This window comes from Dongia sp. (genome assembly GCF_041909655.1).
GTDB lineage: Bacteria > Pseudomonadota > Alphaproteobacteria > Dongiales > Dongiaceae > Dongia.
This window is the reverse complement of record NZ_JAYRDA010000006.1, coordinates 240,478-265,814: the sequence shown is the minus strand read 5'-3', so window position 1 is coordinate 265,814 and position 25,337 is coordinate 240,478. Positions and strand designations below refer to the sequence as shown.

Here is a 25,337-nt window from a genome sequence, read left to right as displayed (position 1 = left end):
TCAGCTCTCCTCGTTGACGAACAGCGAGACGCCCGTCTTTGCCAGCAGGGCGCGACGACGCGGCGAGATCACGTTGCGGACGATCAGGCGGCGCTGCCGGACATCGAGCACCTTGACCATGCGCGAGAAGCTCGCCGTCACTTCATTGTCATTGGCCCAGGGAATGCGGGCATAGTCGATCGTGACCAGCCTTACCTGCGAGGGCAGCATGTCGACGAAAGCGGCATCCGCCGCGGGCAATTCGATGGCAACCGATTTAAAGAGCGAAGACAGGCGCATGGTGAGATCGGTCAAGCGCAACGACACGATATCGCGCGGCACGTCCCTGACCTCGATCACGATCTGCCGCTTGGCGGCCTCGCCCAGCGCACGGCCCACATCCAGCCAGGCCTCCGCCGTGCGATTCTGGGACAGGGTTGCCAACCTGACCGGTGTAACGATGAGTTCGCCCACACTCTTGGTCAGCCCGCTGAGCACGCGCTCGCCTGCGCCTGCCAGCAGAAAGGTCTCGGTCTCCAACTGATAGACATGCTGGCCCAGCGAACGCAGCGTCTCCGATGCCTCCCTGAGGTCGCTGGGCAGGCGCACGAAGATCATCGGCGCTGCCTGGCCGCTCAGATTCGTCGCGTTGGTGTGGACGGATTTCGCCTTGCGCAGGCCGGTTTGCAAGGCCGCCTTCGATGCCGCTTCGACCCTGTCCCGCTCTTCCTTGAGACGCCGCTCGATCACCGTGATGATTTCCTCTTCGGATTCCCCGATCTTCTCATCGACGGGAACGGTACCAGCAAAGGACGTCATCTTCGCCACGGCCAAATCGGGGATCTCGCCGGTCAGCTTCTCGCGAATTTCGTCAGCGATCGCGCGTGCCTTGAACTGGGCTTCGTTCTCGGAGAGATGCGCGAACAGAACCAGGAAGCCCTCTTCCGAGGTCCTGCGGAAGACATCGCCGGTCCGCATATGCCGCTGGATCGTCCGCTCGGCCAGCGAGAAGGCGCGCTCCGCGGTCGCCGGCCATTTGTCGCCGAGCGATTCCCTCACCTCATCCAGCCCGACCAATTGCAGCTTGCCGGCCACCACATTGGCATCTGCCTTGCTGCCCTTCATGATATCGCGGACGGCAAGCTCGAAATCCCAGGCCCTGCCCTCCGTGGCCGGCACGGCATCGGGACGCAGGGTCAGCACGTGATAGCGCTGGCCATCGGGCTGCAGGATCGTCGTCAACTCGACCTCGCCCGGCACCGCCGGCTTTCCCTTGATCGAGAGCAGGCCCTTGATCTGCCGGGTCTGATCCAAGGCATCGCCCCCTTGCATCATGTCGCTGAGATGCGGCCGGTCCGCCGGCGCCATCAATTGCACCACGGGCTTTCCCATCAAATCGAAGATGCTCCAGCCCAGGCGCCGCGTGACCGCCGTATTCGCCATGGTCAGATTGCCGGCCCCGTCGGCGACGACGAGTGGCTGGTTGATGACACCGAAGACCGAGGCCAATAGGCGCTGGGTGCTTTCGCGCTGCTGCTCGATCTGCTTCCGGGCCGAAACATCGCGGCCGATCCGCACGAAATGCTGCAGCCGGCCGGCCTTGTCGAAGATCGGCGTTGAGGTAATTTCCAGCCATCGGATGCGGCCGCTGCGCGAGCGTGTCGGGGATTCGCTGACCACGACTTCGCGCTGCTCCGCCACCTGGGTCAAGGTGCGGATCACCTGCGGCATGACATCCTCGGCATAAAGCAGGCCGAGGCGCTTGCCGACCAATTCACCAGCCGCATAGCCGGAACTCTGCGTCGCGGCGGCGTTGGCGAAAAGAATGGTGGGGCCAAGGCGCGGATCAACATCACCGTCGGTCACGACGACGGTCTCGACCGCCTTGGCGACGATGACCTCAATCAGAGGTCCAAGTACGTCCGCAGGAGCCTCGATCATCCGAGGGAGGCTAGCAAAGGCGGGGCGTCGCCTCAACCCATGATGGCAATGTGGATATTGACAACGGAACGCAGAGAAACCTGGAATCGCGCCACTCTTGACGATCGCGCCGCGATAGCATGAAGTCGCGAGCCAAGATTTCTAGACGAAAACCATCGGCCCGGATTCAACTCCCATTGGAGATTGCCATGTCCTCGATGCGTTCCGCGTTCCTTTCTCTCCTCTTTCTCTCCGCTGCCTTGCCTGCCTCGGCCGACATGCTTGAGGATATCGGCGCCGCTCAGAAGATCCGCCTTGCGGTGCGCGCGGATGCACCCCCCTTCTCATCGATGGCGGCCAATGGCGTGCCGGAAGGTTATTCCGTGGGCCTCTGCCGGGCGGTGGCGGAAGAGATCGGGCTGCAACTGAAGCTGCCGAAACTTGCCATCGAATACGTGACGGTGAGCGCCACGGACCGTTTCGACGCGATCGTGGAAGGGAAGGCCGATCTGCTCTGTGAGGCGACGACGGCGACTTTGGCGCGTCGCGCGCTTGTGGATTTTTCGATCCCCACCTTCATCTCCGGCGCCAGCATCGTGATCCGCGAGGGCGGGCCGAAGGATCTCAGCGAACTCAAGGGCCAGCGTATCGGCGTGCTGGACGGCACCACCACCGAGGAAGGGCTGCGAACGACGCTCGCGATGCAGAAGGTCGAGGCCGAAGTGGTGCTCGCCAAAACCCATGAGGAAGGGCTCGATCTGATCGAGAAAGGCGACATCGCCGCCTATTTCGCCGACCGCACCATCCTCGTCTATCTCCTCGACCAGCGCCCGGCGCCGGCGACGAAGCTGGTGGTCGCGGACAATTACCTCACCTCCGAAACCTATGCGCTCGCTCTGCCGCGGGGCGAAGATGATCTGCGCCTCGCCATCGACCGCGCGCTCAGCCATCTCTACCGCTCCGGGGCCGTCGGCAAGATCTTCCTCGATGCCTTCGGCGAGAAGGCAAAGCCCACCGCGCTCCAGCGCAATCTTTACCGCATCTCGGGCCTGCCGGAATAACGGGGATCAGGCGGCGAGCTTCTTGGCGGTGGCGATGAAGCCGGTGACGTCCTCGGCCCGGGTAGCAAAGCTGGTGACGAGGCGGATCGTGCCCGGCGCGGCACCCGGCCAGTCGTAGAAATCGAAACCGGCCGCGCGCAAACCGGCGACGACGGCCAGCGGCAGGCGGATGAAGATCTCGTTCGCTTGCACCGGATGCAGCAGCTCGACGCCGGGCAACGCCTGCAAACCCGCGACCAGGCGCGCGGCTTGCGCGTTCGCATGATCGGCGAGGCGCAGCCACAGATCGTTTTCGAGATAGGCATCGAGCTGGGCCGAGACGAAACGCATCTTCGAGATGAGATGCCCGGCGCGCTTGCGGCGGAAGCCGAATGTCTCGGCCAGCTTCTCGTCGAAAAACACGACGGCCTCGGCGGCCATGGCGCCGTTCTTGGTGGCGCCGAAGGAGAGCGCGTCGACGCCCGCTTTCCAGGTGATGTCGGCAGGGCTCGCATTCATGTGGCGCAGCGCATTGGCAAAGCGCGCGCCGTCCATATGGAGCTTCACATGGTGGCGCCTGGCGATCTCGCCGATGGCACCCACTTCCTCGGCCGAATAGACCGTACCGCATTCGGTCGCCTGGGTGAGGCTGACAGCCGCCGGCTGGACGTGATGCACATCGCCCGCCCGCGCATTCTCCAGCGCATGAGCGACGTCGGAGGCGGCGAGCTTGCCGTTCTTCCCCGCGATCGGCACCAGCTTGGCGCCGCCCGTATAGAATTCGGGGGCCCCACATTCATCGACGATGATATGCGCCTCCGGATGGCAATAGACGGCGCCGTAAGGCGGCGTCATGACCGAAAGGGCCAGGGAATTGGCGGCGGTGCCGGTCACCACTGGGAAGGCCCAGACCCGGCGCTCGAACACCTCGGAAAGCTTCGCCTCGACCCGTGCGGTGATCGCGTCGCCGCCATAGGAGGGCATCGCGGCATTCTCATTCACCCGGCCGATCGCGGCCAGGATTTCCGGGGCGATGCCGGCGACATTGTCTGAGCAGAAATTCATGGGGTTACCCTCAGCTAATCGATTAGCTAATCGATTAGCTAATCGATTAGCTGGCGGAATTCCGCGGTTTTTTGTTCAGTCCGGCGGGAAGGCGATTTCGCCGATCACGCGCCCGCTTTCCATATCCGCAATGATCACCTTCCGGCAATCATCCCGGCCCGTGATGGTGACGATCAGACGGTCATCGGCGCTGGTCACGTTCCCCAGTTCGCAGCCGGTGGGCAAGGGAATGCTGGCGGGGTCGAAACCCTGCTTGCCCGACATCCGGCTCACCCCGACACCGACCAGGATGAGGGCGCAGAGGATGAGGAGCCCGGCCATGCCGATCACCATGGACTTGAGCGCCAGCAGGTTGCGGGGTACTTCCGGGGGCTGAGATTGCATGAGGTTCCAAATAATGAGCGACCACCGGATCGAGATCACCCCCAGCGAGGCCGGCGAACGGCTCGACCGGGCGCTCGCCATTCACCTGCCCGAGATGTCCCGTTCGCGCCTCAAGGCCTTGATCGAAAGCGGTAATCTCAAGGACGGCACGGGCGCGACCATAACCGAGCCCTCCCACCGGGTCAAACCGGGCGAGGCCTTCGACCTCACCGTTCCCGCCGCCGAACGCGCGGTGCCGGAGGGCCAGGCGATTCCCCTGGACGTAGTTTACGAGGATGAGGACATCATCGTCATAGATAAGCCGGCCGGAATGGTGGTCCACCCCGCCCCCGGCAATCCCGACAAGACCCTGGTCAATGCCTTGATCGCCCATTGCGGCGACAGCCTCTCCGGCATCGGCGGGGTGAAGCGGCCGGGGATCGTGCACCGGATCGACAAGGATACCAGCGGCTTGATGATCGCCGCCAAGAACGATGCCGCCCATCACGCGCTCTCGGAAGCCTTCGCCGCCCATGACATCGAGCGGGCCTATCGCTGCCTGGTCTGGGGCCTGCCCAGCCCGAAATCCGGCACCATCGCGACCCTGATCGGCCGCCATCCCAGCCACCGGCAGAAGATGGCGGTGGTCAGCCGGAACGGAAAGGAAGCGGTCACCCATTACGAGGTGCAGAAGGTGTTCGGCCTCGGCGCCAGCCTGGTCGAGTGCCGGCTGGAGACCGGGCGCACCCACCAGATCCGCGTCCACATGGCCCATATCGGGCATCCGCTGATCGGCGATCCGACCTATGGCCGGCCCACCCCCGCCCGCCGCGCCCAGCTTCCCGAGGCGGCCCGGGCGGCCGCCATGGCCTTCCCCAGGCAGGCTCTCCATGCGGCGATTCTGGGGATCCACCACCCCCGGACGGGCGTATTCATGTCCTGGGAAAGCGAGCTGCCGCGAGATTTCGTCACACTGGCCGCATCACTGGGAACGAAGTAACCAATTGTTCCGTTTGATTTGTCGGAAGGTCTTGAATCCCCTATTTGTTAACTTATCTTAAGGAAAGCGATAACCGACGCCCTTACTTGGTTTTTACCCCATTCTTGCCACGAAAGTGCCAAGATTGGGTGGCCAGATGAGCCAGTGACGAGGTGAATGTAACTTTGGTCTTCGCGCCTGCGAAACGGAAGTAGCAGGCAGATGAAAGTGGGGAACAAGATGGCAAGTGGTGCAACGACATTACCGGCTTTGGTGGGCGAGAATTCCCTCGGCCGCTATCTTTCGGAAATCCGCAAGTTCCCGATGCTGGAACCGGCGGAGGAGTTCATGCTGGCCAAACGCTGGCAGGAACACCAGGACCCGGAAGCCGCCCATCGCATGGTCACCAGCCATCTGCGCCTCGTCGCCAAGATCGCCATGGGCTATCGCGGCTATGGCCTCCCCATGTCCGAGGTGATCTCGGAAGGCAATGTCGGCCTGATGCAGGCCGTGAAGCGCTTCGATCCGGATAAGGGCTTCCGCCTCGCAACTTACGCGATGTGGTGGATCCGCGCCGCGATCCAGGAATACATCCTGCACTCCTGGTCGCTGGTGAAGATCGGCACCACCGCCTCGCAGAAGAAATTGTTCTTCAACCTCCGCCGCGTCAAAGGCCAGATCAAGGCGCTGGAGGAAGGCGACATGTCGCCGGAGAACGTGAAGGAGATCGCGACCCGCCTCAACGTCAGCGAGAACGACGTCATCGACATGAACCGCCGCCTGATGGCGCCCGACCACAGCCTCAACGCGCCCTTGCGCGTCGACGGCGAAGGCGAGTGGCAGGATTGGCTGGTCGACGAAACCGAGAGCCAGGAAACCCGCGTCGCCGACGACCAGGAATTCGGCCGCCGGAAAAAGCTCCTCGACAAGGCGATGCTGGCCCTCACCCCGCGCGAGCGCAAGATCCTCATCGAGCGCCGCTTGAAGGACGAGCCCACCACGCTCGAAGACCTCTCGACCGAATTCGGCATCAGCCGCGAACGCGTCCGCCAGATCGAGGTGCGCGCGTTCGACAAGCTGCAGCGCTCGATCCGGAAATCGGCCATTGATGAGAAGTTGATCGGGGAGTTTGTGTAAGTCGAACCCGACTGAAGATGATCCAAGCACGAAGAAGGCGGGCTGAAAGGTCCGCCTTTTTTGTGTATATGTTCGATGGTGCGTCTCTCTAAACGGCCCTCGCTACCGCAACCAGAAGAGCATCGGCACCAGACCGACGTTTCTCGCAGTGAACGCGACTTCCCGTCGCGAATTGCCAGGTTTCACACTCAGGATCGTGGCTGTCGGCTTCGAACAAGTCGTAGACATCGCCGGATATGAAGGTAGCGGGTTCTGGCCCGAATCCTCTGCCCCGCTAATTAAAGCCCGCCCAGCCGCGTCGCGCCCCTATACAGGTGCCTCAAGCCGTCACGACCTACCTCGCCTCGCCGGAAGTGCGGGCCCGCATGGGTGGTATCGTCGCGATGAGGCCGCAAGTGGCTTGAGGGGGAGAGTGAGATGCGCCAATGCGAGCTGCCGTCAGAATTCTATCCAGACGAAACCTCACAATCATCAGACGCCTAATACTGAACGACATAATCCAAGTATAGGTGATGCCCCGTCACTCTTGATCTAAATGCTGCCCAGTCTGCTTGATGATTTGTTGCTTTCATTTGACTAAAATCAGTATCGCTCTGAAACACACGCCCACCGGCTTTCTCAAGCAAAGCGTCCTTGATTGCCTTCAATGGATGGTCCCAACCCTTTTGGGTCTCAGCCCAAGGTCGCACTGCGGTAATCATTGTAGAGAACTCGCGCGAAGCTTCACCAGTCCCCATCCAGCTCAAATTCGCATATTCGTCTTCAAGCTCACCCTTGAGCGTGGCGTTATGACTGCCATGGTGGCCGACCTTATACAAGACGGTTCGCCCAAGTAGATCACGACATGAGACACTCCTGTCGCCGTCCTTCCACTCGCCCTTGGCCCACGAGGCCCAATTTCCGCGCTGAGCATCTGCCGCAAACAAAAGTACTTTTCCGCCAGGCGTCAACTCAAATGCCAGAACAAGACTTCCGTTGTTTGTATCGCTGTTCATATCAAGTGCGAGTTGATCTGCTGAGTAAAGCCAATCTTGATCAATTCGCCGCCACTGGGCGTCGTCTTCGGTTTCCTCCGGTGGTGCCTGCAAGTTTGGCTTCGATGTGCCATAGTGCTCCCGCCAGAAAGCGCCTTTTCCCTTGGCACGAAGCGCCATATTCCATTCCATACAATACCGGGGCGCGAACGGAGCTACCTGCCCGGATTTAGTTCCATCCGCAACAGCGGCGAAGAAGTAACTTTCGGGCGACCCCGCAGATAATTTATGAAACCCCTCCTGACCCACCGGATTGAGTGATCGCAACAGTGCTTCATCGCGGGGTGGGCCAAGCGTGAAGACACGCAGATTGCTAGTTCCTTCCACCTTGGCCGCCGTGCCATGAGGCCGCAGGTACTTGCATCGCCCACCCGACAGCTCCCTGACCAGAGCCAATGCCCTTTTGTTTTGCGAAACACCTGGCATTGCAGCCAAAGAAATATCTCGGCTACGTAAACTTTCCTCATCCCCTCCCAGTTCAAACGCTAGAAAATCGTCGATCTTCGTAGTGCTATCGCCCGATGCTGAGAGACGATTGCGCGCACCAATAAGTGCGGCTAGTCGATCATTGAATCGCTCGCGAAGCGAGTTCGCCAGCTTATCATCTTCGTCTTCAGTCCAGGCGAACCAAGCTTCGCCAAACGTTACATCCTTGAAGTTTTCTTTCGTAAAACCGTTCACGTGATCCTGATGTTCGTGCGTGATGACAACGACATGCACATGGCCTCCAGTCGCAGCTCGAATGCTAGCCGTCACTTCTCGAGCGGTCGTACCAATGAATGCCGAAGATCCGGGTTTATATCCACAATCGATGAGAATATAGACTGGGCCATCACTCTGATCGCTCGCGAAAGCTAGCAAGAAACAATCCCCATGCCCAATTCTATACATTCTTACCACGACGCAATCGGGAGGCGGAATGAGCCGATCCTGCGCAGCTAGGTCTGTATGTCTGGTCTTTTTTTGTGCAGGCCGTTGGGCACGCTGTACTCGTTTCGACTTCACTCGTGCAGCCGTCTTCTTCGCCTTTAGAACAGCTTCCAGATTGGGCATTGCGGTTACTCCTCGCCATGCTTGTGCAAGAGCGCGAATGGCTCGGACGCGGTCATGGCTCGATGAGCCGGCCAAAATGCATTTCCGGGAGAAAGCCCGCCACCAACTAGGAACTCTCGCACCGATCGCATTTGCGCATCGTCGCTAATGGTTCCGTGAGTCCTGATTACGCGGCGAATGCGCATTGTTACCGGGTCAATTAGCACGGTGCATCCGGCTCGATAGCGAAAATCTCCCCTGTCATCGGGCTTAAAAGTCGATTTCGGCGAATCCTTTTGTTGCTGCACATTTTCGTCAAAGTACCCGCGCCTTCGCTGCGTAATCTCAACCACAAGGTCGCTGACCGTCGCTCCACGCGGACTGCGCCTCAATGCTGTCCTCACTGAATGCACTTCGACTGCGGGAAGATGGGTCGTCTGCGATCGAAAGATCGTCGGCGCGGCATTGTCTCTAATATCAAGACCAAACGCAGGAAGCAGCTTTTTACCTGTATCGCTCATCAACCACGCCCAAAGCACAGCAGAGTTTTCGTCTACGCCCTGCCACGTCTTATAGCGGTCGCTTTCAAGATTCCAGGGCTTAAGTATTGAGACAATCGCCTTTGGTCTCCTTTTCCAGCGGTTGCTTTCAATTCTCCGACTCTCGATAAAGAGGGATCGCATATCATCAGCTTCCATCGTAATGTGCTTTTCCTCCATTGCTGCCTCGCCGGTCGGCCAAAGAAGCGCTTCTATCGACATGCTTCGCATGCCATGGGGGTGGATACCCCATTGCCGGAAACTTTCAACAATGGCGAGGCGATAACCGAATTGATCTTCGCGATTGAAATCGTAATCCGCCGTAACGAGCGCCCGAAGATAATCCCCAAACGTGATACCAACCGGAGGACAGTAGTCTATTGCGCGAATGCACATTTGAAGAATGTACTTGGCACATTGAGCCGCTTCGTCCGCCAGCCGATTTGACAAGTCGGGGTGTATCTCACCGGGACGGAGAACACCCGTTCCTTCGGATGCGATGCGGTACAAATCTGCGGTTCGCGATCGATAGACTTTCAGGAAAGCACCAAAGACTGCCGCGACGAGTATCGCACCTCTGGCGTGGGGCTCATGCGTCGTCTCTATCTGGTGTACATTGGGGTCGAGTGGTTGCCACTCGCCTGTCGCCTCATTTCTCTTGCCCAGAAAATCACGCAACGCTCCCTTTCGACCAGCGGCCTTGCCAAACTGTTGTGCTATCTGGCCGAGTAGATTCTCTTGCGCCAAGTTGCCGCGGGTCTGAGCGATTTGGTGCCGCAAGACACCCGGATAGGAAAAATGCTGAAAGAGCGCGACGATATCTGCGAAGCCTTCATGAAAGGCCAGCACATCCTCGTTAATCGGTTCATTAAAGCGTGGATGCACCCCATCCAGTAATGCATGCGTCGTCTCATGAGCAATGATGTCGTGTGACAATGCGGTGAATATGAGAGAATCCGGTGAATTGTTCTCATCTCTTACTCCCGCTGGAAAATATCCGAACAGTAAAGCTTTCTTCTTCGGGCTGTAGTACGCATTGCGGTCACGCAAAGCATGTGGATAGATGCGAAGGCGGCGAACGAACTGTTCCCAGTTGTATTTGCCGCTTCCATCATCCTTGTAATGGGTCGCCCATAGAGCGACCCGACCAAGAGCTTGCTCGAAATGCTCTATCGTTGCCTGAGCGACCGCGTAGACCATCTGCTGATGGAATTGTGGGTTTGTTTCAGATGGTGCTAGTCCATGCTGCGCCAGAATGCGCTGGTCATTCAGATCCACAGGCTTGTAGAAGCAACCGCTCGCAGGATCAGCGTCGATGACCTCAATATACTCGCCAATCGGCCCTGGCTTCAGGTCTCCTTCCCAAGGAATCGTGATCGTAATTTCGCTAACGCCGGACATTCCGTGCTGCGCAGCGAGGCTTGGATCCAGAGCAAAAATGCGGATTCTGCGATGCGCCGGATCAGGTGTGAGATTGTCCCCCATGCCGAGCTCCTTATCTGAACCGAACGGCTGTACCTTCAGATAGAACAAATGCTCGAAAAATAAATTAATAATAGCATTATATTTACTGAAGCTCAATCCATTTCTGCGCTTGAACTTTGACAAGTGAGATAAATGTCCGCTTAGAAAAGTTCGAACACTCTGCTGATCTGCATTTGCAATGCGTTCAACGAATTACACATGATTTTCCGGCACAGTGTCGGTTGCCGGATCGAGGAGACTCTTTATTTGAGGGGGATCGATGAGGATTTCTTTGAGTGAGGTTGTGAGATCTCGCGGTGAGAGTTTCACCTGCGCCCCACTCTGCCGACGCACGCCGCCATTCGCCCGCCCTCCCTTCCCGTCACACGATTAGTTCCGGGCCTTCGTTCTTGGCGGCGTTGACGGATTTGGAGACGATGCGTTCCTTGAGGAGGTCGTTCGCGGCCGGGCGCAGGAGGGTGGCGGCGGTGTCAGGAGTGCCTTTTAGCCAGATGTCGAAATCGCCCGGCTCGAGGATCACGGGCATGCGGTCGTGGATGCGGCTCATCCAGTCATTGGCGCTGGTGACGATGATGGTGAAGGAATTGACGGTCTCGGTGCCGTCCCTGGATTTCCAGACATCGTAGAGGCCGGCGAAGCCCAGCAGCCCGCCATCGGCCTGCTGGATGAAATGCGGGACCCGGTCGTTCTTCGGCCCGGTCCATTCGTAGAAGCCGTCCGCCGGCACGATGCAGCGGCGTTTTTCGAACGGGCCCTTGAAGGAGGGCTTCTCGCGCAATGTTTCGGCGCGAGCATTGAACATCGGATATTTGCTGCCGGGCTCCTTCGACCAGGAGGGCACCAGCCACCAGCGCTTCATCTCGATGACGCGCCCTTCGCCGTGATCGACCACGACGGGCGCATCCTGGGTGGGCGCCACGTTGTAGCGGGCCGCCCAGTTCGGCATCTGCCGGGTGATGCTGAAATAGGCGTGCACCGCGCTGGGGTGCGTATACATCGCATAGCGACCGCACATGGCCCGCCCCCCCTCACAACCGCGCGACCGGCGTCATGACGATGTTGTCGTAGAAGAATTCCGGTTCGCCCGTGGCGTCGCGGTCGTAGTTTTCCTGGTCGGCGACGCCGATGGCGAAGGCGCTTTCGCCGGCATCGTTGAGGAGCGGCAGCAGGATGCGGTGGGCGTAATAGCAGAGGCGGCCGTTGCGCAGGACGGGGCCGCGGCTGAATTCGGCGCGCTCGTCTTCTATGATGCGCGCGTAGCGGTAATTGGCCATCTGGGCGCGGGGCGGGTCGTAGGTTTCTTCCACGGTTTTTCCGCGCAGGCCGCGCTCGAAGGCATTGATCGAATTTTCGCCGGTCAGCGAGAACCGGAACCTTCCATCCGCCAGGCGCTCGATCAGCCAGACATCGGGCATGATGCCGGCCCGGGCGATCGTCACAGGGTCGATGTCGGATTTTTTTGGCGCGCGTTTGCTGTCGCCGCGCCATTCCAGCCAAAGGAAGAACAGCTTGCGCGGCTTTTCCCTGAGGTCCATGGCGCGCACATCGCCATCCTCCTCCATCGACGTCACGAAGAATGGCAGTTCCATTGCCGTGCCCCCCCAGCAACCCAGCGCAGGCCGGATGTCGTCATCCCGCGTTCGATGCTAGGGGCAAGGCACGGTGCGCGCAACTTAATTGAGAAAAATGCGGGTCGGGTGGCAACTGACGGTCAGATCGCCGCGCGCCGGTCGTCGACGGGCGATGCCTTCGAGTGAACCGGATCACAGCCCGTTTCCGCGGCGTCGCTTAAGGCTGCCGTCACGGCGTCGACGCGGTGTCAGGCCATCACCGGCCGCCATCCCGCCGGCGTTATCTTGATCAAGAGGATTTTCGAATGAAAAAGTTTCTTCGTATCGCTTCGGCGATCACGGTCGTCACCCTGCTGGCGGCACCCGCCTTCGCGGAGGGGCCGGCCGATCACGGCGGCAGCGACAATGCGCAAGGGAGCAGCGGCAGCGAGAGCGGCGCCGATAACAGCAGCGACAACGATCCCCCGCATTACAACCACGACGGCAATGACGAGGAGCGTCAGCCAAACCGCCGGACGGAGATCACCTTCGATGGCGCCCGGCAACAGGGCGGTGCAAGCGGCGGCAAGAAGTAGCCATTCCCGACGGGATGTCGAGAGAGCCGAGGCCGGGGGAAACCCCGGTCTCTTTTTTTGGCCAAGCGGCGGCTTCCTATTCCTCGATATGCGCCTCGATGCTGCCGGCGCGGATGGCGGCTTTCAGGGCGGCGTGGTCGCGTTCGGCCTGGTCGGCGTAGAGACCAGCGAATTTGCCCATGGCTTCGTCGAAAGCATCCGAATTGCCGAGATAGCCGGTGATCATGAGCGGGTCGCCGGATTTCGCATGGGCGCGAGCGAGGACCCAGCCGCAGGCCTTGGCGAACTGGGTGAGGGTTTCCTGCTCCATGATCTCCACCAGCGGCTTGATCTTGGCGTCGCGGAGCTGGCGGACATAGCCCTTGCGGCCGCCCTTGCCGGTGACCCAGCCGAGGAACACGTCGCTGGCGGGCTGCGTCAGGCGCTGGCCCATCACGACGCGCTGGCCGGGATGGTCGTAGCGGCTTTTGCCGGCATAGGGTTCGAGGACCGAGGCGCGTGCTTCCTTCCATTGCAGGAACAGGGGCTCGTTGGCGGCAGACATCATGAGGACGATGAGGCACATGGTGCCGACACTGCCGATGCCCACCACCTTGACCGCGCCGTCGACCAGGCGGTAGCGGTCAAGCAATTCGCGCCGGTCGTCGGCGAGGCTCTCCCGATAGGTGACGAGGGTCTCCTCGAGCCGCGCCTGGAATTCGTCGGCATTCCATTCGGTCGGATGATAGATCAGGGGCGGCGCATCGAGAATCCGGATCTGGCCGCCGACCATGCCGGCGAGCTGCGGATAAGCGAGGTCGGAGCCGTTCTCCTCCAGCGCCTTGGCGACGCGCTTCTCGGCCCGCTCGCGCACCTTGTCGTCCTTGAGAAGGCCGATGACGTCGCGGTCGGTGACGCGCGCGTACCAGATGTCGAGCGGACTCATCTCGGAGAAATCGCGCAGGCGCTTGCGATAGGCGCGGGCGCAGGTAACGGCCATGTCCCTGCCGTCGTCATCGGAGAAGCCGTTGCTGCGCGCGGCCAGCATGAAGGAGGCGACGAGGCGCTTCAAATCCCATTCCCAGGGCGCCGGCAGGGTCTCGTCGAAATCGTTCATGTCGAAGAGGATGTTGCGTTCGGGCGTCGCGAAGCCGCCGAAATTCATCAGGTGGCAATCGCCGCAGGCCTGGACCCGAAGGCCGCTGGCCGAGCTTTTGGCGAGATCGGCCGCCATCACCGAGGCCGAACCGCGATAGAAGGCGAAAGGCGATTGCAGCATGCGGCCATAGCGGATCGGCACCAGGCGCTCGACCCGGCCCGCATCGTCCGCCTTGAGGATCGCGAGCGGATCGACCCGCGCCTTGTCGCGCTTCCAATTGCCCTGTGACTCGCGCGCGACCTTGTCGCGCAAGGCCTTGCCGGCAGCGAGGCGTTCGGCACCGGGCGATTGATGCGTGATCGTGGGCGCGGCGGGCGGCGGCGCGGATTTCGGCGCCTTCGCTTTCTTGCCGGATTTTGCTTTCTTGGCGGGCTTTGCCGGCTGCGCCGGGCCTTCCCCGGCAGCCGCGGCATCCTTCTCGTGCTTCATCCCGTCCTCCTCCGTCAAATGGCGTGGCGGCCTTGATGACATTGAGCGCCGGAAATGCGCGGTGTGTCTTGACCTGCGTCAAACGCCGGGTGCGGCGGCCAGAGGCCGAAGATTCCCTCGGCAGGCTGGAATCGCGTCCCTCAAGCCCTTGAAATGCTTGCGGTCATTTCGTTGCCCGGCGCTTTCTTGACCAATGCCGGGGGGTGCCATATGACAACCGGCACCTAATTCGCCCCAAGGAGTTCCCGATGCCCGCTTATCGTTCCCGCACGACGACCCATGGCCGCAACATGGCGGGGGCGCGCGGGTTGTGGCGTGCCACCGGCATGAAGGACGGGGATTTCGGCAAGCCGATCATCGCGGTCGTGAATTCCTTCACGCAATTCGTGCCCGGTCATGTGCACCTCAAGGATCTCGGCCAGATGGTGGCGCGGGAAATCGAGGCGGCGGGCGGTGTGGCCAAGGAGTTCAACACCATCGCGGTCGATGACGGCATCGCCATGGGCCATGACGGCATGCTCTATTCCCTGCCCTCGCGCGAGCTCATCGCCGACAGCGTCGAATACATGGTCAACGCCCATTGCGCCGACGCCATGGTCTGCATCTCCAACTGCGACAAGATCACGCCGGGCATGCTGATGGCCTCGCTGCGCATCAACATCCCCACGGTCTTCGTCTCGGGCGGGCCGATGGAAGCTGGGAAGGTGATCCTCAAAGACAAGGAAGTGGCGCTCGATCTGGTCGATGCCATGGTGGCCGCAGCGGATGACAAATACACCGATGCCGAAGTGGCCTCGATCGAGCGTTCGGCCTGCCCCACCTGCGGGTCCTGCTCGGGCATGTTCACGGCGAATTCGATGAACTGCCTCACCGAAGCCCTCGGCCTGTCGCTGCCGGGGAACGGCTCGACGCTGGCGACCCATGCCGACCGGAAGAACCTGTTCCTGGAGGCCGGGCGCCTCATCGTCGACATCACCAAGCGCTATTACGAAGAGAATGACGAGAGCGTGCTGCCGCGCAAGGTCGCGAGCTTCAAGGCCTTCGAGAATGCGATGAGCCTCGACATCGCCATGGGCGGGTCGACCAACACGGTGCTCCACCTCCTCGCCGCGGCCTATGAGGCGGGCGTCGATTTCACCATGGCGGATATCGACCGCCTGTCGCGGAAGGTGCCGTGCCTCTGCAAGGTGGCGCCGGCGAAATCCGACGTCCATATGGAAGACGTGCACCGCGCCGGCGGCATCATGGCGATCCTGGGCGAGCTCGACCGCGCCGGGCTGCTGCATGGCGACGAGCCGACGGTGCATTCGAAGTCGTTGAAGGACGCCTTGAGGCGCTGGGACATCAAGCAGACCAACAGCGAGAGCGTGCAGAAGTTTTTCATGGCGGCGCCCGGTGGTGTCCCCACGCAGACCGCTTTCAGCCAGGACAAACGCTGGAAGGAATTGGATCTCGACCGCGAGAAGGGCGTCATCCGCGATGCGGCCCATGCCTTCTCGAAGGATGGCGGGCTCGCGGTCCTGAAAGGCAATCTCGCGCTCGAAGGCTGCATCGTGAAGACGGCCGGTGTGGATGAAAGCATCCATGTCTTCGCCGGTCCCGCGCGCGTCTATGAGAGCCAGGACGACGCGGTCAGCGGCATTCTGCTGGGCGAGGTCAAGGCCGGCGACGTGGTGGTGATCCGCTACGAAGGCCCGCGCGGTGGGCCGGGCATGCAGGAAATGCTCTATCCGACCAGCTATCTGAAATCGAAGGGCTTGGGCAAGGCCTGCGCGCTCATTACCGACGGGCGTTTCTCAGGGGGAACCTCGGGCCTTTCCATCGGCCATGTCTCGCCGGAAGCGGGCGAAGGCGGCTTGATCGCCCTCGTGGAGAACGGCGACCGGATCGAAATCGACATTCCGTCGCGCGGCATCACGCTCGCCGTTTCGGAAGCGGTGCTCGCTGAGCGCCGCAAGGCGATGGAAGCGCGGGGGGCTGCGGCCTGGAAGCCCAGCAACAACCGCAAGCGCAACGTCTCGCCGGCCCTCAAAGCCTATGCCGCCTTCACCACGAGTGCGGCCCGCGGCGCGGTGCGCGATGTGGATCAGGTGCGGTAGGCCGCACCCTACTCCGCCTCGGCCTCTGCTTCTTCTTCCTTGATGGCGCGGACGGCATAGGCGCCGCGGACGGTTTCGCCCCATTCGGCGACGAGCTTGTCCTGTTGCGCCCCGAGGCGGCGCAGACGGATGGCGGTCTGCGCGGCGGCGATGCGGCCGACGATCGCCGGCATGGCGCCGAAGATGACCCAGCCGGCCGCCGCCCCCACCAGCGCGCAGAGCCAGCCGAATGTATCGCCCAGGGTCGGGCCGATATCGCTGACACTGTGGCCCGTGGCCCAGATGCGATGCACGAAATAAAGCGCCCCCACCAGATTCATGGCGCCCACGGTGACGGTGAGGCGCCGGCCCGGCGAGGTGTCGACGATGCGCGCGACGAAGGTCGGCGTCAGCGCGGCGAGGACGACCACTGTGGTCGGCAGGAAGACGAGCCCGATCAGGACCATGGGCACGGCGACGGCCCAGGGCTTTACCTTGAAGATCGTTTGATCGGTGGCGGCGGCCATTGGCTGTTCTCGTTTCCTAGAAGATCACGGTGAAGACGCCATAGGCCGCGAGGCTGGCGCTGGAAATCAGGGTGGCGGTGACGGCGGCCGCACGCTGGGCGGAGGCACGCACGCGGGTCACCTCGGTGAGGCCACCATGCTGCAGCCAGACACGGCCGCGCTCGAGATTGGCATATTCCTGCATGGCATGGGCAAAGCCGTTATTGTCGCCCTCGCGCAATTGCCCATCCATGTCGAGCAGCAGCAGCATCTCGTCGAGGCGGCAGCCGGCGGCATGGCGGTCGACCTCGTCCTGCACATGCTTCCTGATCTCGACATTGCGGAAGGAGGCGATGACCGGCTTCACCATGTCGAGAACGGCCTCGGTCAGGCGCGGCAATTCATAATTCTGATGCACGCGCTGCACGATCGCCAGCATGCGCAGAATCCCGACCCGGTAGCCGAGATCGTCCTCCTTGTTGGCGAGCGCCACCAATTCGCTGTCCATCGCGCGTTTCATGGTAGTGGCCATGAAGGCTGCGATGTGGCGGTCGATCGGCAAGGTGCCCGAAGGGGCGGCACCGATCGCGGCATCGATCGCGGGCAGCAGATCCTTGAGGTCGGTCACGTAATAATCGGCGATCAGCGAGGAGCGGCAGGGTGTCCCTTTGGCGAACTCGTAGAGCACGCGCTCGATGCCATAGCCCGGCCCCGGCCGGCTGAGCACCTTGTCGACCTGTTCCAGGGCGCGGCGCTGTTGCATCTGTTCTGTGGAAAGATTGGGCTGGTCCTCGAGCCAGGTATGAACGAGGCGTGCCGCCAGGAGCTCGGCCACCTGCTGCACCACTTCCGGCCGCTCGAAATTATGCGCGAGCAAGGTACCAAGGCCGGTCAGATTGGCGATGATGCCCTTATAGGCGATGGGCAGCGAGCCACCCATCTGGATGATGTAGCGCGAGAGCATGCGGTCGCGGATGGCGGCGGCCGGGCCGGTCGCGTTGGCGAGGCTGATGATGCGCCCCATCTTGTCGCCGGCCTTCTCGTCGCTGAAGCTGCGCTTGAACCAATTGTCGAAATCGGGACTGGTGATGAGGGCGACACCGTCATCCCAGTTCCGCGCCATGGCCTGGGCGAGGCCGGGCTTGCTCAAATATTCGCTGCCGCCGAATTTGATCGGGCGCGAGGCGCGCTGGGGAACGCCGGGCAGGACCGGGCTGTAATGCTGGCCCATCACCCAGCCTTCGAGATGCTTGATGGTCCAGCGGTCGGCGACCTTGTCGGAAAGGAGTCCGCGCAGCAATTCGGCGATGCCGGGGGCGAGCTTGTCGCCGCCCGCCAGCGCCGAGAAGGTGCCGGCATTGATCTTGGAATGGACCAGTTGCTCGTCGCTCATATGCGCGGCGGGATTGCGCCCCAGATGCAGCATCAGCGAGGTAACGCCCAGCGCATAGAGATCGTCGGCGATGGAACCGAGGCCACGGCCGATCGGCTGCGCCGTCGCATTCTCGATGGTCTCGAAAGCGGCGGGCTGGATATAGGCCGGCGGCGAAGCAAGGCAATCGCCGAACATCACGTCGCCGGAATCGCCACTCTGGTAGAACATGTTGGCGGGATTGATGGCGCGGTGCGGCGCGCTCATCAGGATCATTTCCCGGAGCATGAGGATCGCGGGCTGCAGCACCTGCTTCACCAGCGCGGTCTCGGTGAATTGCGGCAGGGCGCCGACCTCGCGGCCGATCTTCTCGCCCTTGAACAGGCGCTCGCCGGCCGGCTGCTGATAGACGAAGGCCGGGCGCCGGCCCCAGAGAATGCCGTTGCCATCCGACCCAACCGGCCAGTCGATGATGCCGCTGGCCATCGGCCACATCATATGGGTACCCATGGCAGCGCGCTGCGGCGCCAGAGCGAGGCCGCGGCAGGCAAGATGGCCGGGGGCGATGAGGGCGAAAACCTTGCGCCCCGGCTCCAGCCGGTCGGTGGCGGCATAGGCCTCGGCGAGGCCGCAATCGAGCTGGGCCATGCGGGAACCCGGCGCAATCTCGAAGCGCTCGCCCAGCTCGACTTTCTCGGAGAACCCGACCGCCACCGCCATAAGACCCCGCCACACAAACCAACCCGGCAAAATCCGCCGCCAGAGGCGACCGATTCCGGGCGTTGCTACCGAATATGCAGTTTTGATGCCGGAGTGGTTAATGAAGGGTTAGGGGCTGGCCCAAAGCCAGCTATATTGTCGGGGTGGTGAACTTGATTGGTCATCCTGGACACATCATGCGACGTTTTCTGGCAATCATTCTGGGTTGGGTTCTGTTGGCGCCCGCCGGCATGGCGCAGTCAGTCGAGATCGACCGGCCGATAACGGTGCCGCTAATCAAGCTGGAGTATCCGGGCAACCCGCCCAATATTCGAATGCTCTATGTCAAGGTGCTGACATTGGGCCAGCGCGCGGTCAACCAGCCACTGTTGTTCGATACCGGTTCGGTCGGTGTCACCATCGACTGCGACGTTGTCTTGCCTGCCAAGCTCTGTTCAACGGAGGGTATCGCGGTCAGTCGCGAGACCGAAGTCAACGGCATCACCGTAACGACCAGGAAGATCGTCGCACGCTACGGCACCTATGACGAATATGGTCATCTTGCTTTTGCGACACTCGAATTCGGATCGCCGCTGCGCCCGGTAAAGACAGACCGGCCGATGCCTTTTCTGATCCGCTATAAAAAGGTTCGCCGTGACACTGGTGAAATCGTTGGCGGGCCGCTCTGGCCCAAGGGCATCTTTGGCATCTCGCCGGTTGGAAGCCAAGCTGATGGCCATCTGAAATCCGTTTTCGATTTTCTGACATTCGGCGCGGGCGTGGACCGAGGTTATGTCGTTGCACCCATCGGCACGCAGTGGCGCGCCTGCACCAATGAAGCGGCGGATTGCCCAGAGGTAACCTCGTTCGAAGTGGGGATTCTGGATCGGGTGCGATCTGGTTTTGCCGCGCGACCAATGCGCGCCTCCCCCTCAGATCACTTCTGGCCCTTGATCGATACCTGCCTCACCATTGACGTCGACGGCACACCGAACTGCCTACCGACACTTTTTGATACTGGCAATTCGACCATTGTCGTGGGTGGTGATGATCGACCGCCAGCAGCGATCGGCACACTGCTCACCGTCGATATCCCATCCGTTGCAACATGGCGGATCACAGCCAACTACGATCCGGAAATTGAATTCAATGCGACCTCGGACGTTCACGTGATCGGCATCCGGTATTTCGAGAAGAACAGTCTCTTGATCGACCTGGAACGCGATGAAGTCGGGTTCTCGCTTGATCTCCCTTGATTCCAGCCAGGGATAAACATCTTGTCTTTGAAGGATAGCGTGATGTCGCTATGCGAGAGTCTTCTTCACTTCCCCCAGCCAGCTTTCGCGCTGCTCCGGCGTGCTGGCGGCGATGGGGGCGAACATGCGGCGTTTTACGTTGGTGATGCCGCAGAGGGGGAAGACGCAGCGGGTCCAGATGTTCTCCAAGGGATCGCCGAAGACGGCCGCCTCGCGCTCGGGTGGGGTGTTGGAGGTGTTGAAGACCAGGGCCGCGCGGGCTTTGAGGAGGCCGCGCGGGACGCCTTCATAGCCAATGCCCGGTGGATAATCGTAGGCGGTGCCGAGGCGGAAGACGCGGTCGATCCAGCCTTTGAGAATGGCCGGCGGCTGGCCCCACCAATTGGGATGGCAGACCACGATAAGATCGGCTGCGGCGAGATCGGCGCAATGTCGTTCGACCAGGGGATCCGCGGATTGCGTGTTGCCCGCCTCGCCAATCGGCTGGACCGGGTTGAAGCCCTCGGCATAAAGGTCATGGCGCCGGATGTCGTGGCCGCCGGCGACAAGGACCGCCTCAGCGGTCGCGGCAATGGCGTGGCTGAAACTGGCAGCACCTGGATTGGCGACGATGATGAGGGCTTGCATCCGCGTGATCTCTCCATCTGTTCGGCGAGAGAAGATGAAGGCGACGCGGATCTGATGCAAGGGCCGGTGGGGGATCCGTTCAAACCCGATTGGGCTGGATGATATATCTGACGTCCGGCTCTCTGTTCCAGACATCCGTCACCTGAGCAAGCGGCACGCCGGCAAAGGGCGACTCAAATCCGGCGGCGGGGGATGCCGCCAGCAATTCGCCGGCCCCGATCACCATTTCCCTCACAGACAGGCTGCCGATGCCGCTGCCCATCAATTCCAGGCCCGAACTGCGCAGCATGTCGCCACGCAGCGGGATTTCCTCACCCGCCGCGGTGCCGAGCTGGACATAGCGCAAACGCGGTTCGCCCGTGCGCGAGGCCCGATTGCCCGCCGCGGCCTTCAGGATGCGGGTGGCCGGCGCACCCCAAATGAAATCGAGGACGACGTCGACGCCCTGGTCAAACACCGCGCGCAAGGGCTGATCGGCATCGTCGGTGAGGGCAATCTTCACGTCTGCCTCGAGTTCGTCCAGCCTGGCGCGGTTGCGCCCAACGGCGACGACCTTGCGGGCGCCGAAATGGCGCGCGATGTCCAGGGCCATCCGGCCCGCGGATCCGGTGGCGCCGTTGACGAGCACGACCTCTCCCTTCTGGAGCTTTGCCCGACGCGACAGCGCAACCCAGGAGGCAAGCCCCGCCGTGGCAATCGCGGCGGCGCGATCGTCGGACAATTGATCGGGCACCGGCACGAGCATGTCCCGCGCGACGAGAGATTTCTGCGCCATGGAACCGAACGGCGCTTTCGGAAAGAGGAAATAGACGCGGCGCCCCTCCGCATCGACGCCGACACCATCAATGCCCGGCACAAAGCCGGCCGTCCCACTACTCGTATAATGCCTGCCGGAAGCCAATGCCTTCACGATCGGGCTCAAGGGCGCTGCGTGAACCGTCACCACCGTTTCGCCGTCGCCGGCTTCGGGCGCACGAAATTCCCCTAGCGCCGGCGCCACGCCGAACGCGTTCACGATTGCCGCCTTCATATCCATCCTCCGCAAACTTTCCCGGCCTCGCCATCGAGACCAAATCCGCGAAAAGGTATAGACCCGAGGAGGCCGCACGATCTATGCGTAAAGGTCTGTTATTTGTTGGCGATCGTCCGAGGCGCCTATGGATCCGCTATCCGAAGTTCTGGCTCTGCTGAAGCCGCGCAGCTACATCACGGCCGGATTCGATGCCGGGGGAGCCTGGGCGCTTGCCCTGGACGACCTGGCCGGCCGCATCAAATGTTATGCCGTGATCAAGGGCACCTGCTGGCTGTCGCTGGGCGACAAGGAGGCGCCGGTTCGATTGAACGCGGGCGATTGCTTTGTCCTTCCAAGCGGCCGTTCGGTCAAAATCGCGAGCGATCCGAGCGTGCCGCCGAAACGCGCCAGCGAGGTGCTCGATCCGAACCGAAGTGGCGAACGCGTCACCTATAACGGCGGTGGCGATGTCTTTCTTGTCGGCAGCCGCTTTGAAGTGAATGGACGACATGCCGAAGCGCTGCTGCGGACCCTCCCACCCATCATCCGGGTCGAGACATCAGGCGATCAGGCGAAGCTGAGATGGTCGATCGAACTCATGATGGAGGAATTGCGGGAGGCACAGCCGGGATTTTCCCTGGTGGCCCAGCACCTCTCCCACATGATCCTGGTGCAGGCGCTTCGCCTCTATCTTTCCGACCGGTCGCATCATGACATCGGGTGGTTCGCGGCACTGGCGGATCCGCAAATGAGCGGCGCGATCGCAGCCATGCACGCGGACCCGTCGTTTCCCTGGACATTGGAGGAACTGGCCCGCCGCACCGGCATGTCGCGCTCGACCTTCGCGCAGCGCTTTCGCGAACGGGTCGGCGAGACGCCGATCGGCTATCTCACCCGCTGGCGCATGATGCTGGCCGGAGAGCGGTTGATCGACGGCCGCGACACCATCGCCCGCATCGCCCTGTCGCTGGGCTATGCGTCAGAACACGCCTTCAGCACGGCTTTCAAAAGAACCATGGGTTGTTCACCCGGACGATATGCCCGCGAATCCGCAGGCCGGGATTCCCCAGATATCGCCCGTCCATAACGCACTCACTCCTCTTTCGCAGCGCACCAATTTTGTCATGGCCCGCGAAGGCGGGCCATCCAAGAATTTGCTAGCGGCTATTCGGTATTCGGCCAGAAACTCGTGGATCCTCCGCCTTCGCGGAGGATGACAAGCGAGTTTCTGGCGGCCGACTATTTCCAACTGTCCCTGGAACGCCCTAAAGCCGCAGATCCAGCCGGTGGTAATTGTCCTTCTTCCTATATTTGCGGTTGGGCAATGACATCTGGTCGCCGCCCAGCATCACGCCACAGATGTCGTCGCGCACTTCCGGGACCAGGCGGTAATATTGGTGCCATTGCGGATCGAGGCGCTTGTTGGGTTTCAGCTCCGGATTGGCGGCGGAGCAATTGACGAAGTGGATGTTGCGGCCCTTGAAAGCGGGCTTGTCCGCCGGCCCTTCGATCCCCAGCCGGCCGGTGCCGTGGATGACGCGCGAGATGGTCGAGAGCGGGATGTCCTGCTGATTGTAATAGAGCGCCACTTCGCCCGCGATGTCGGTCGCGAAGCGGAGGCCGCTTGAAGACGAGAGCGCGTCGTGATCCTCGTCGCTGGCGATGAGGACGACACGATCGATGAGGGCCGCGAGGGTGGGTGCCGCGATCTGGCCCGGTCCCGATCCGATGCTGGCGGTGAGACCGGCATGGAGGAAGTGGTTGCCCATGCTGTGCGCCATCAGGGTGACGCGGCGCTTGGGGTCGCGGGCGCGGTAATCGGCGAGGATCGGCAGCAGTGTGTTCAGATAGCGGCGGAAGGCGCCGCCGGAAAGCCCGGCGCTGCGGTAATCGGTCTTGTAGGCGTCGATGCTGAGGCTGCCCAAGGACGGCCAGGTGAAGGCGAGGATGGTGGAGGTGACACTTGGCTTGCCGCGGCGATACCAATCGCCGAGGTATGCCGCGCGCATCACCACTTCGCGAAAGCGGTAATCGAAGCCGTGGAGATAGAGAAGGAGATGCTTCTCGCCGTTTTCGGCGATGGCCTTTTTGAGCTTGTCGGTAAACCCAGTGGCGCTCACCTCGTCGATGGCGAGATTGCTGTTGCCGATCTCGCTTTCGTCCTTCACCGAGGCGATGGTGGCGCGGCCGAAAGTGAGGCCGCCATCGGGATGGAAATCGGTGCCGAAATTATTGGGGATTGCGCTGTCGATCGGATTGCGGTTGGTGGCGAAATAGACGGGGATGGGCATGGTGGGGTCGCCTTTCTCGGTCTAAAAGGTCGTCATCCCCGGGCGAAGACCCAGGGATCCACTGGTGCAGTTGAGAGAGTGGATGCCCGGGTCAAGCCCGGGCATGACGAAAACTCAATGCTTCAACCAAGATTAGAAGCATGCGCCCACTGGTTGCATTCTGTCCAGATCGGCAGGGACCAGTTCACCCCAGCGCGGGAATGATGTGGCGGGCGACGAGGGTGTGAAGGTCGTCGGCATAGCCTGAGCGGCCGGAGGGCGCGCTGGGGTCGGAGGTGACGACCACGGTGAGGCGGAGATCCGGGACGATATAGATCATCTGTCCGCCATAGCCCCAGGCGTAATAGACCGGGTGGCCGCCCAGTTCATAGATGAACCAGCCATAGCCGTAGCCATGGCCGGTGAAACGCGAGGTGGTGCGGAGGCGCCAGGAACTGGCCACCCAATCGGCGGGCAGGACGCGCTTGCCGTCGAACTGTCCGCCTTGGCGGTACATCTCGCCGAAGCGCAGCAATCCTTCGGGCGACAAGAGCATGTTGTTGCCGCCGAGATAGACGCCCTGCGGATCGCGTTCCCAGGCGGGGATGTCAATGCCCAAAGGTTCGCCCAGCCAGGCGCGGGCAAGCTCCAGCGTCGAGCGGCCGGTGGCATCGGTGAGGATCGCCGAGAGGAGATGCGTGCTGCCGGTCGAATAGAGCATCGGCCCGCCCGGCTCCTCGACGAAAGGCCGCGAGAGGATGTGCCGCACCCAATTGCGGCTTTTGACCCAGGCGCCGTAATTGGGGCCCGAAGTACGTTCGAGCCCGGCGCGCATGGAGAGGAGATGATCGAGCGTGATGCGCTGAAGGCGCGGGTCGGCCTCGGCGGGCAGGCGCTTTTCCAGGAGTGCGACCACCGGCGCCTCGGGTCCGGGCAGGATGCCATCGCCTATGGCGCGGCCGACCAGAGCGGAGATCACCGATTTCGAGATCGACTTGATATTGACCGGCTGATCGAGGCGCGGGCCGCGGATGGGCTCGGCCAGCAGAGCCTTGCCGTCCTGGGCGATGATGAGACCGTGGAGCTGAGCGAGGTTCCGCGCCGCATCGAGGGCAGGTGCCAGCCGCGCCGCCTCGCCCGCCGCTCTGGCGAGGCGGGGCGCGGCGAGCAGCGCCGTCGCAGCGGCGGTCGCGGTCAGGAAATGGCGGCGCTTCATGGGCCTGAGCTTAGC

General features: G+C 61.9%; 21 protein-coding genes. 7 read left to right on the top strand and 14 right to left on the bottom strand.

The window, feature by feature from the left end; genetic code table 11:
- Window positions 1-1,920 (bottom strand): PAS domain-containing protein, encoded by a 1,920-nt coding sequence (locus tag ACE3PR_RS14475; RefSeq protein ID WP_374373226.1) that lies wholly within the window; start codon window positions 1,918-1,920, stop codon window positions 1-3.
- A gap of 188 nt (window positions 1,921-2,108) precedes the next feature.
- Here ACE3PR_RS14475 and ACE3PR_RS14470 point away from each other — a divergent pair, with 188 nt between their 5' ends.
- On the top strand, window positions 2,109-2,960 hold the full coding sequence (locus tag ACE3PR_RS14470) for an amino acid ABC transporter substrate-binding protein (RefSeq protein ID WP_374373224.1): 852 nt from the start codon (window positions 2,109-2,111) through the stop codon (window positions 2,958-2,960).
- 6 nt (window positions 2,961-2,966) lie between these two features.
- On the opposite strand, the gene ACE3PR_RS14465 is transcribed toward ACE3PR_RS14470, so the two are convergent.
- On the bottom strand, window positions 2,967-4,004 hold the full coding sequence (locus ACE3PR_RS14465) for a low specificity L-threonine aldolase (protein ID WP_374373221.1): 1,038 nt from the start codon (window positions 4,002-4,004) through the stop codon (window positions 2,967-2,969).
- A 75-nt stretch (window positions 4,005-4,079) separates the two neighbouring features.
- Complete coding sequence (locus ACE3PR_RS14460; protein ID WP_374373218.1) at window positions 4,080-4,388, bottom strand: DUF6476 family protein; 309 nt, start codon at window positions 4,386-4,388, stop codon at window positions 4,080-4,082.
- Between the two features lie 13 nt (window positions 4,389-4,401).
- Here ACE3PR_RS14460 and ACE3PR_RS14455 point away from each other — a divergent pair, with 13 nt between their 5' ends.
- Both ACE3PR_RS14455 and rpoH read left to right on the top strand, forming a co-directional pair.
- Window positions 4,402-5,367: an RluA family pseudouridine synthase gene (locus tag ACE3PR_RS14455; protein WP_374373215.1), complete on the top strand. Its 966-nt coding sequence runs from the start codon at window positions 4,402-4,404 to the stop codon at window positions 5,365-5,367.
- Between the two features lie 219 nt (window positions 5,368-5,586).
- Entirely contained in the window at window positions 5,587-6,483 is an 897-nt protein-coding gene (gene rpoH / locus ACE3PR_RS14450; protein WP_374373212.1) for an RNA polymerase sigma factor RpoH, read from the top strand.
- Window positions 6,484-6,962: 479 nt separating this feature from the next.
- Here the strand turns inward: rpoH and ACE3PR_RS14445 are convergent, their stop codons facing one another.
- The 4 genes from ACE3PR_RS14445 to ACE3PR_RS14430 all read right to left on the bottom strand — a co-directional run bounded on the left by ACE3PR_RS14445 (window position 6,963) and on the right by ACE3PR_RS14430 (window position 12,162).
- A complete protein-coding gene (locus ACE3PR_RS14445) occupies window positions 6,963-8,570 on the bottom strand; it encodes a hypothetical protein (protein ID WP_374373209.1) in 1,608 nt (535 codons plus the stop codon).
- Window positions 8,571-8,575: 5 nt separating this feature from the next.
- The gene (locus ACE3PR_RS14440; RefSeq protein WP_374373206.1) at window positions 8,576-10,696 is read right to left on the bottom strand and encodes a hypothetical protein; all 2,121 of its coding nucleotides are present in this window, start codon (window positions 10,694-10,696) and stop codon (window positions 8,576-8,578) included.
- A 238-nt stretch (window positions 10,697-10,934) separates the two neighbouring features.
- Window positions 10,935-11,588 carry an SOS response-associated peptidase gene (locus ACE3PR_RS14435; protein WP_374373203.1) on the bottom strand — a complete coding sequence of 218 codons (654 nt, stop codon included), beginning with the start codon at window positions 11,586-11,588 and terminating at the stop codon, window positions 10,935-10,937.
- Between the two features lie 13 nt (window positions 11,589-11,601).
- Entirely contained in the window at window positions 11,602-12,162 is a 561-nt protein-coding gene (locus tag ACE3PR_RS14430; RefSeq protein WP_374373200.1) for a PAS domain-containing protein, read from the bottom strand.
- Between the two features lie 287 nt (window positions 12,163-12,449).
- Here ACE3PR_RS14430 and ACE3PR_RS14425 point away from each other — a divergent pair, with 287 nt between their 5' ends.
- Entirely contained in the window at window positions 12,450-12,719 is a 270-nt protein-coding gene (locus ACE3PR_RS14425; RefSeq protein ID WP_374373198.1) for a hypothetical protein, read from the top strand.
- Between the two features lie 76 nt (window positions 12,720-12,795).
- On the opposite strand, the gene ACE3PR_RS14420 is transcribed toward ACE3PR_RS14425, so the two are convergent.
- A complete protein-coding gene (locus tag ACE3PR_RS14420; protein ID WP_374373195.1) occupies window positions 12,796-14,286 on the bottom strand; it encodes a DUF2252 domain-containing protein in 1,491 nt (496 codons plus the stop codon).
- Between the two features lie 248 nt (window positions 14,287-14,534).
- Here ACE3PR_RS14420 and ilvD point away from each other — a divergent pair, with 248 nt between their 5' ends.
- Window positions 14,535-16,385 carry a dihydroxy-acid dehydratase gene (gene ilvD / locus ACE3PR_RS14415; RefSeq protein ID WP_374373192.1) on the top strand — a complete coding sequence of 617 codons (1,851 nt, stop codon included), beginning with the start codon at window positions 14,535-14,537 and terminating at the stop codon, window positions 16,383-16,385.
- 8 nt (window positions 16,386-16,393) lie between these two features.
- Here ilvD and ACE3PR_RS14410 read toward each other — a convergent pair whose 3' ends face one another.
- Together ACE3PR_RS14410 and ACE3PR_RS14405 are read right to left on the bottom strand one after the other, a co-directional pair.
- Window positions 16,394-16,891, bottom strand: a complete 498-nt coding sequence (locus ACE3PR_RS14410; protein WP_374373189.1) for a hypothetical protein — start codon at window positions 16,889-16,891, stop codon at window positions 16,394-16,396.
- A gap of 16 nt (window positions 16,892-16,907) precedes the next feature.
- Window positions 16,908-18,962 (bottom strand): hypothetical protein, encoded by a 2,055-nt coding sequence (locus ACE3PR_RS14405; RefSeq protein WP_374373187.1) that lies wholly within the window; start codon window positions 18,960-18,962, stop codon window positions 16,908-16,910.
- 176 nt (window positions 18,963-19,138) lie between these two features.
- Here ACE3PR_RS14405 and ACE3PR_RS14400 point away from each other — a divergent pair, with 176 nt between their 5' ends.
- The gene (locus ACE3PR_RS14400; RefSeq protein WP_374373184.1) at window positions 19,139-20,197 is read left to right on the top strand and encodes a hypothetical protein; all 1,059 of its coding nucleotides are present in this window, start codon (window positions 19,139-19,141) and stop codon (window positions 20,195-20,197) included.
- A 48-nt stretch (window positions 20,198-20,245) separates the two neighbouring features.
- Here ACE3PR_RS14400 and ACE3PR_RS14395 read toward each other — a convergent pair whose 3' ends face one another.
- Complete coding sequence (locus ACE3PR_RS14395) at window positions 20,246-20,824, bottom strand: NAD(P)H-dependent oxidoreductase (RefSeq protein WP_374373181.1); 579 nt, start codon at window positions 20,822-20,824, stop codon at window positions 20,246-20,248.
- Window positions 20,825-20,903: 79 nt separating this feature from the next.
- Window positions 20,904-21,854, bottom strand: coding sequence for a zinc-binding alcohol dehydrogenase family protein (locus ACE3PR_RS14390; RefSeq protein ID WP_374373178.1), 951 nt, complete (start codon window positions 21,852-21,854; stop codon window positions 20,904-20,906).
- 127 nt (window positions 21,855-21,981) lie between these two features.
- On the opposite strand from ACE3PR_RS14390, the gene ACE3PR_RS14385 reads away from it, so the two are divergent.
- A complete protein-coding gene (locus tag ACE3PR_RS14385; protein ID WP_374373176.1) occupies window positions 21,982-22,923 on the top strand; it encodes an AraC family transcriptional regulator in 942 nt (313 codons plus the stop codon).
- 178 nt (window positions 22,924-23,101) lie between these two features.
- On the opposite strand, the gene ACE3PR_RS14380 is transcribed toward ACE3PR_RS14385, so the two are convergent.
- Together ACE3PR_RS14380 and ACE3PR_RS14375 are read right to left on the bottom strand one after the other, a co-directional pair.
- Window positions 23,102-24,127 (bottom strand): alpha/beta hydrolase, encoded by a 1,026-nt coding sequence (locus ACE3PR_RS14380; protein ID WP_374373173.1) that lies wholly within the window; start codon window positions 24,125-24,127, stop codon window positions 23,102-23,104.
- 184 nt (window positions 24,128-24,311) lie between these two features.
- The gene (locus ACE3PR_RS14375) at window positions 24,312-25,322 is read right to left on the bottom strand and encodes a serine hydrolase domain-containing protein (RefSeq protein ID WP_374373171.1); all 1,011 of its coding nucleotides are present in this window, start codon (window positions 25,320-25,322) and stop codon (window positions 24,312-24,314) included.
- Window positions 25,323-25,337 lie beyond the last annotated feature (15 nt).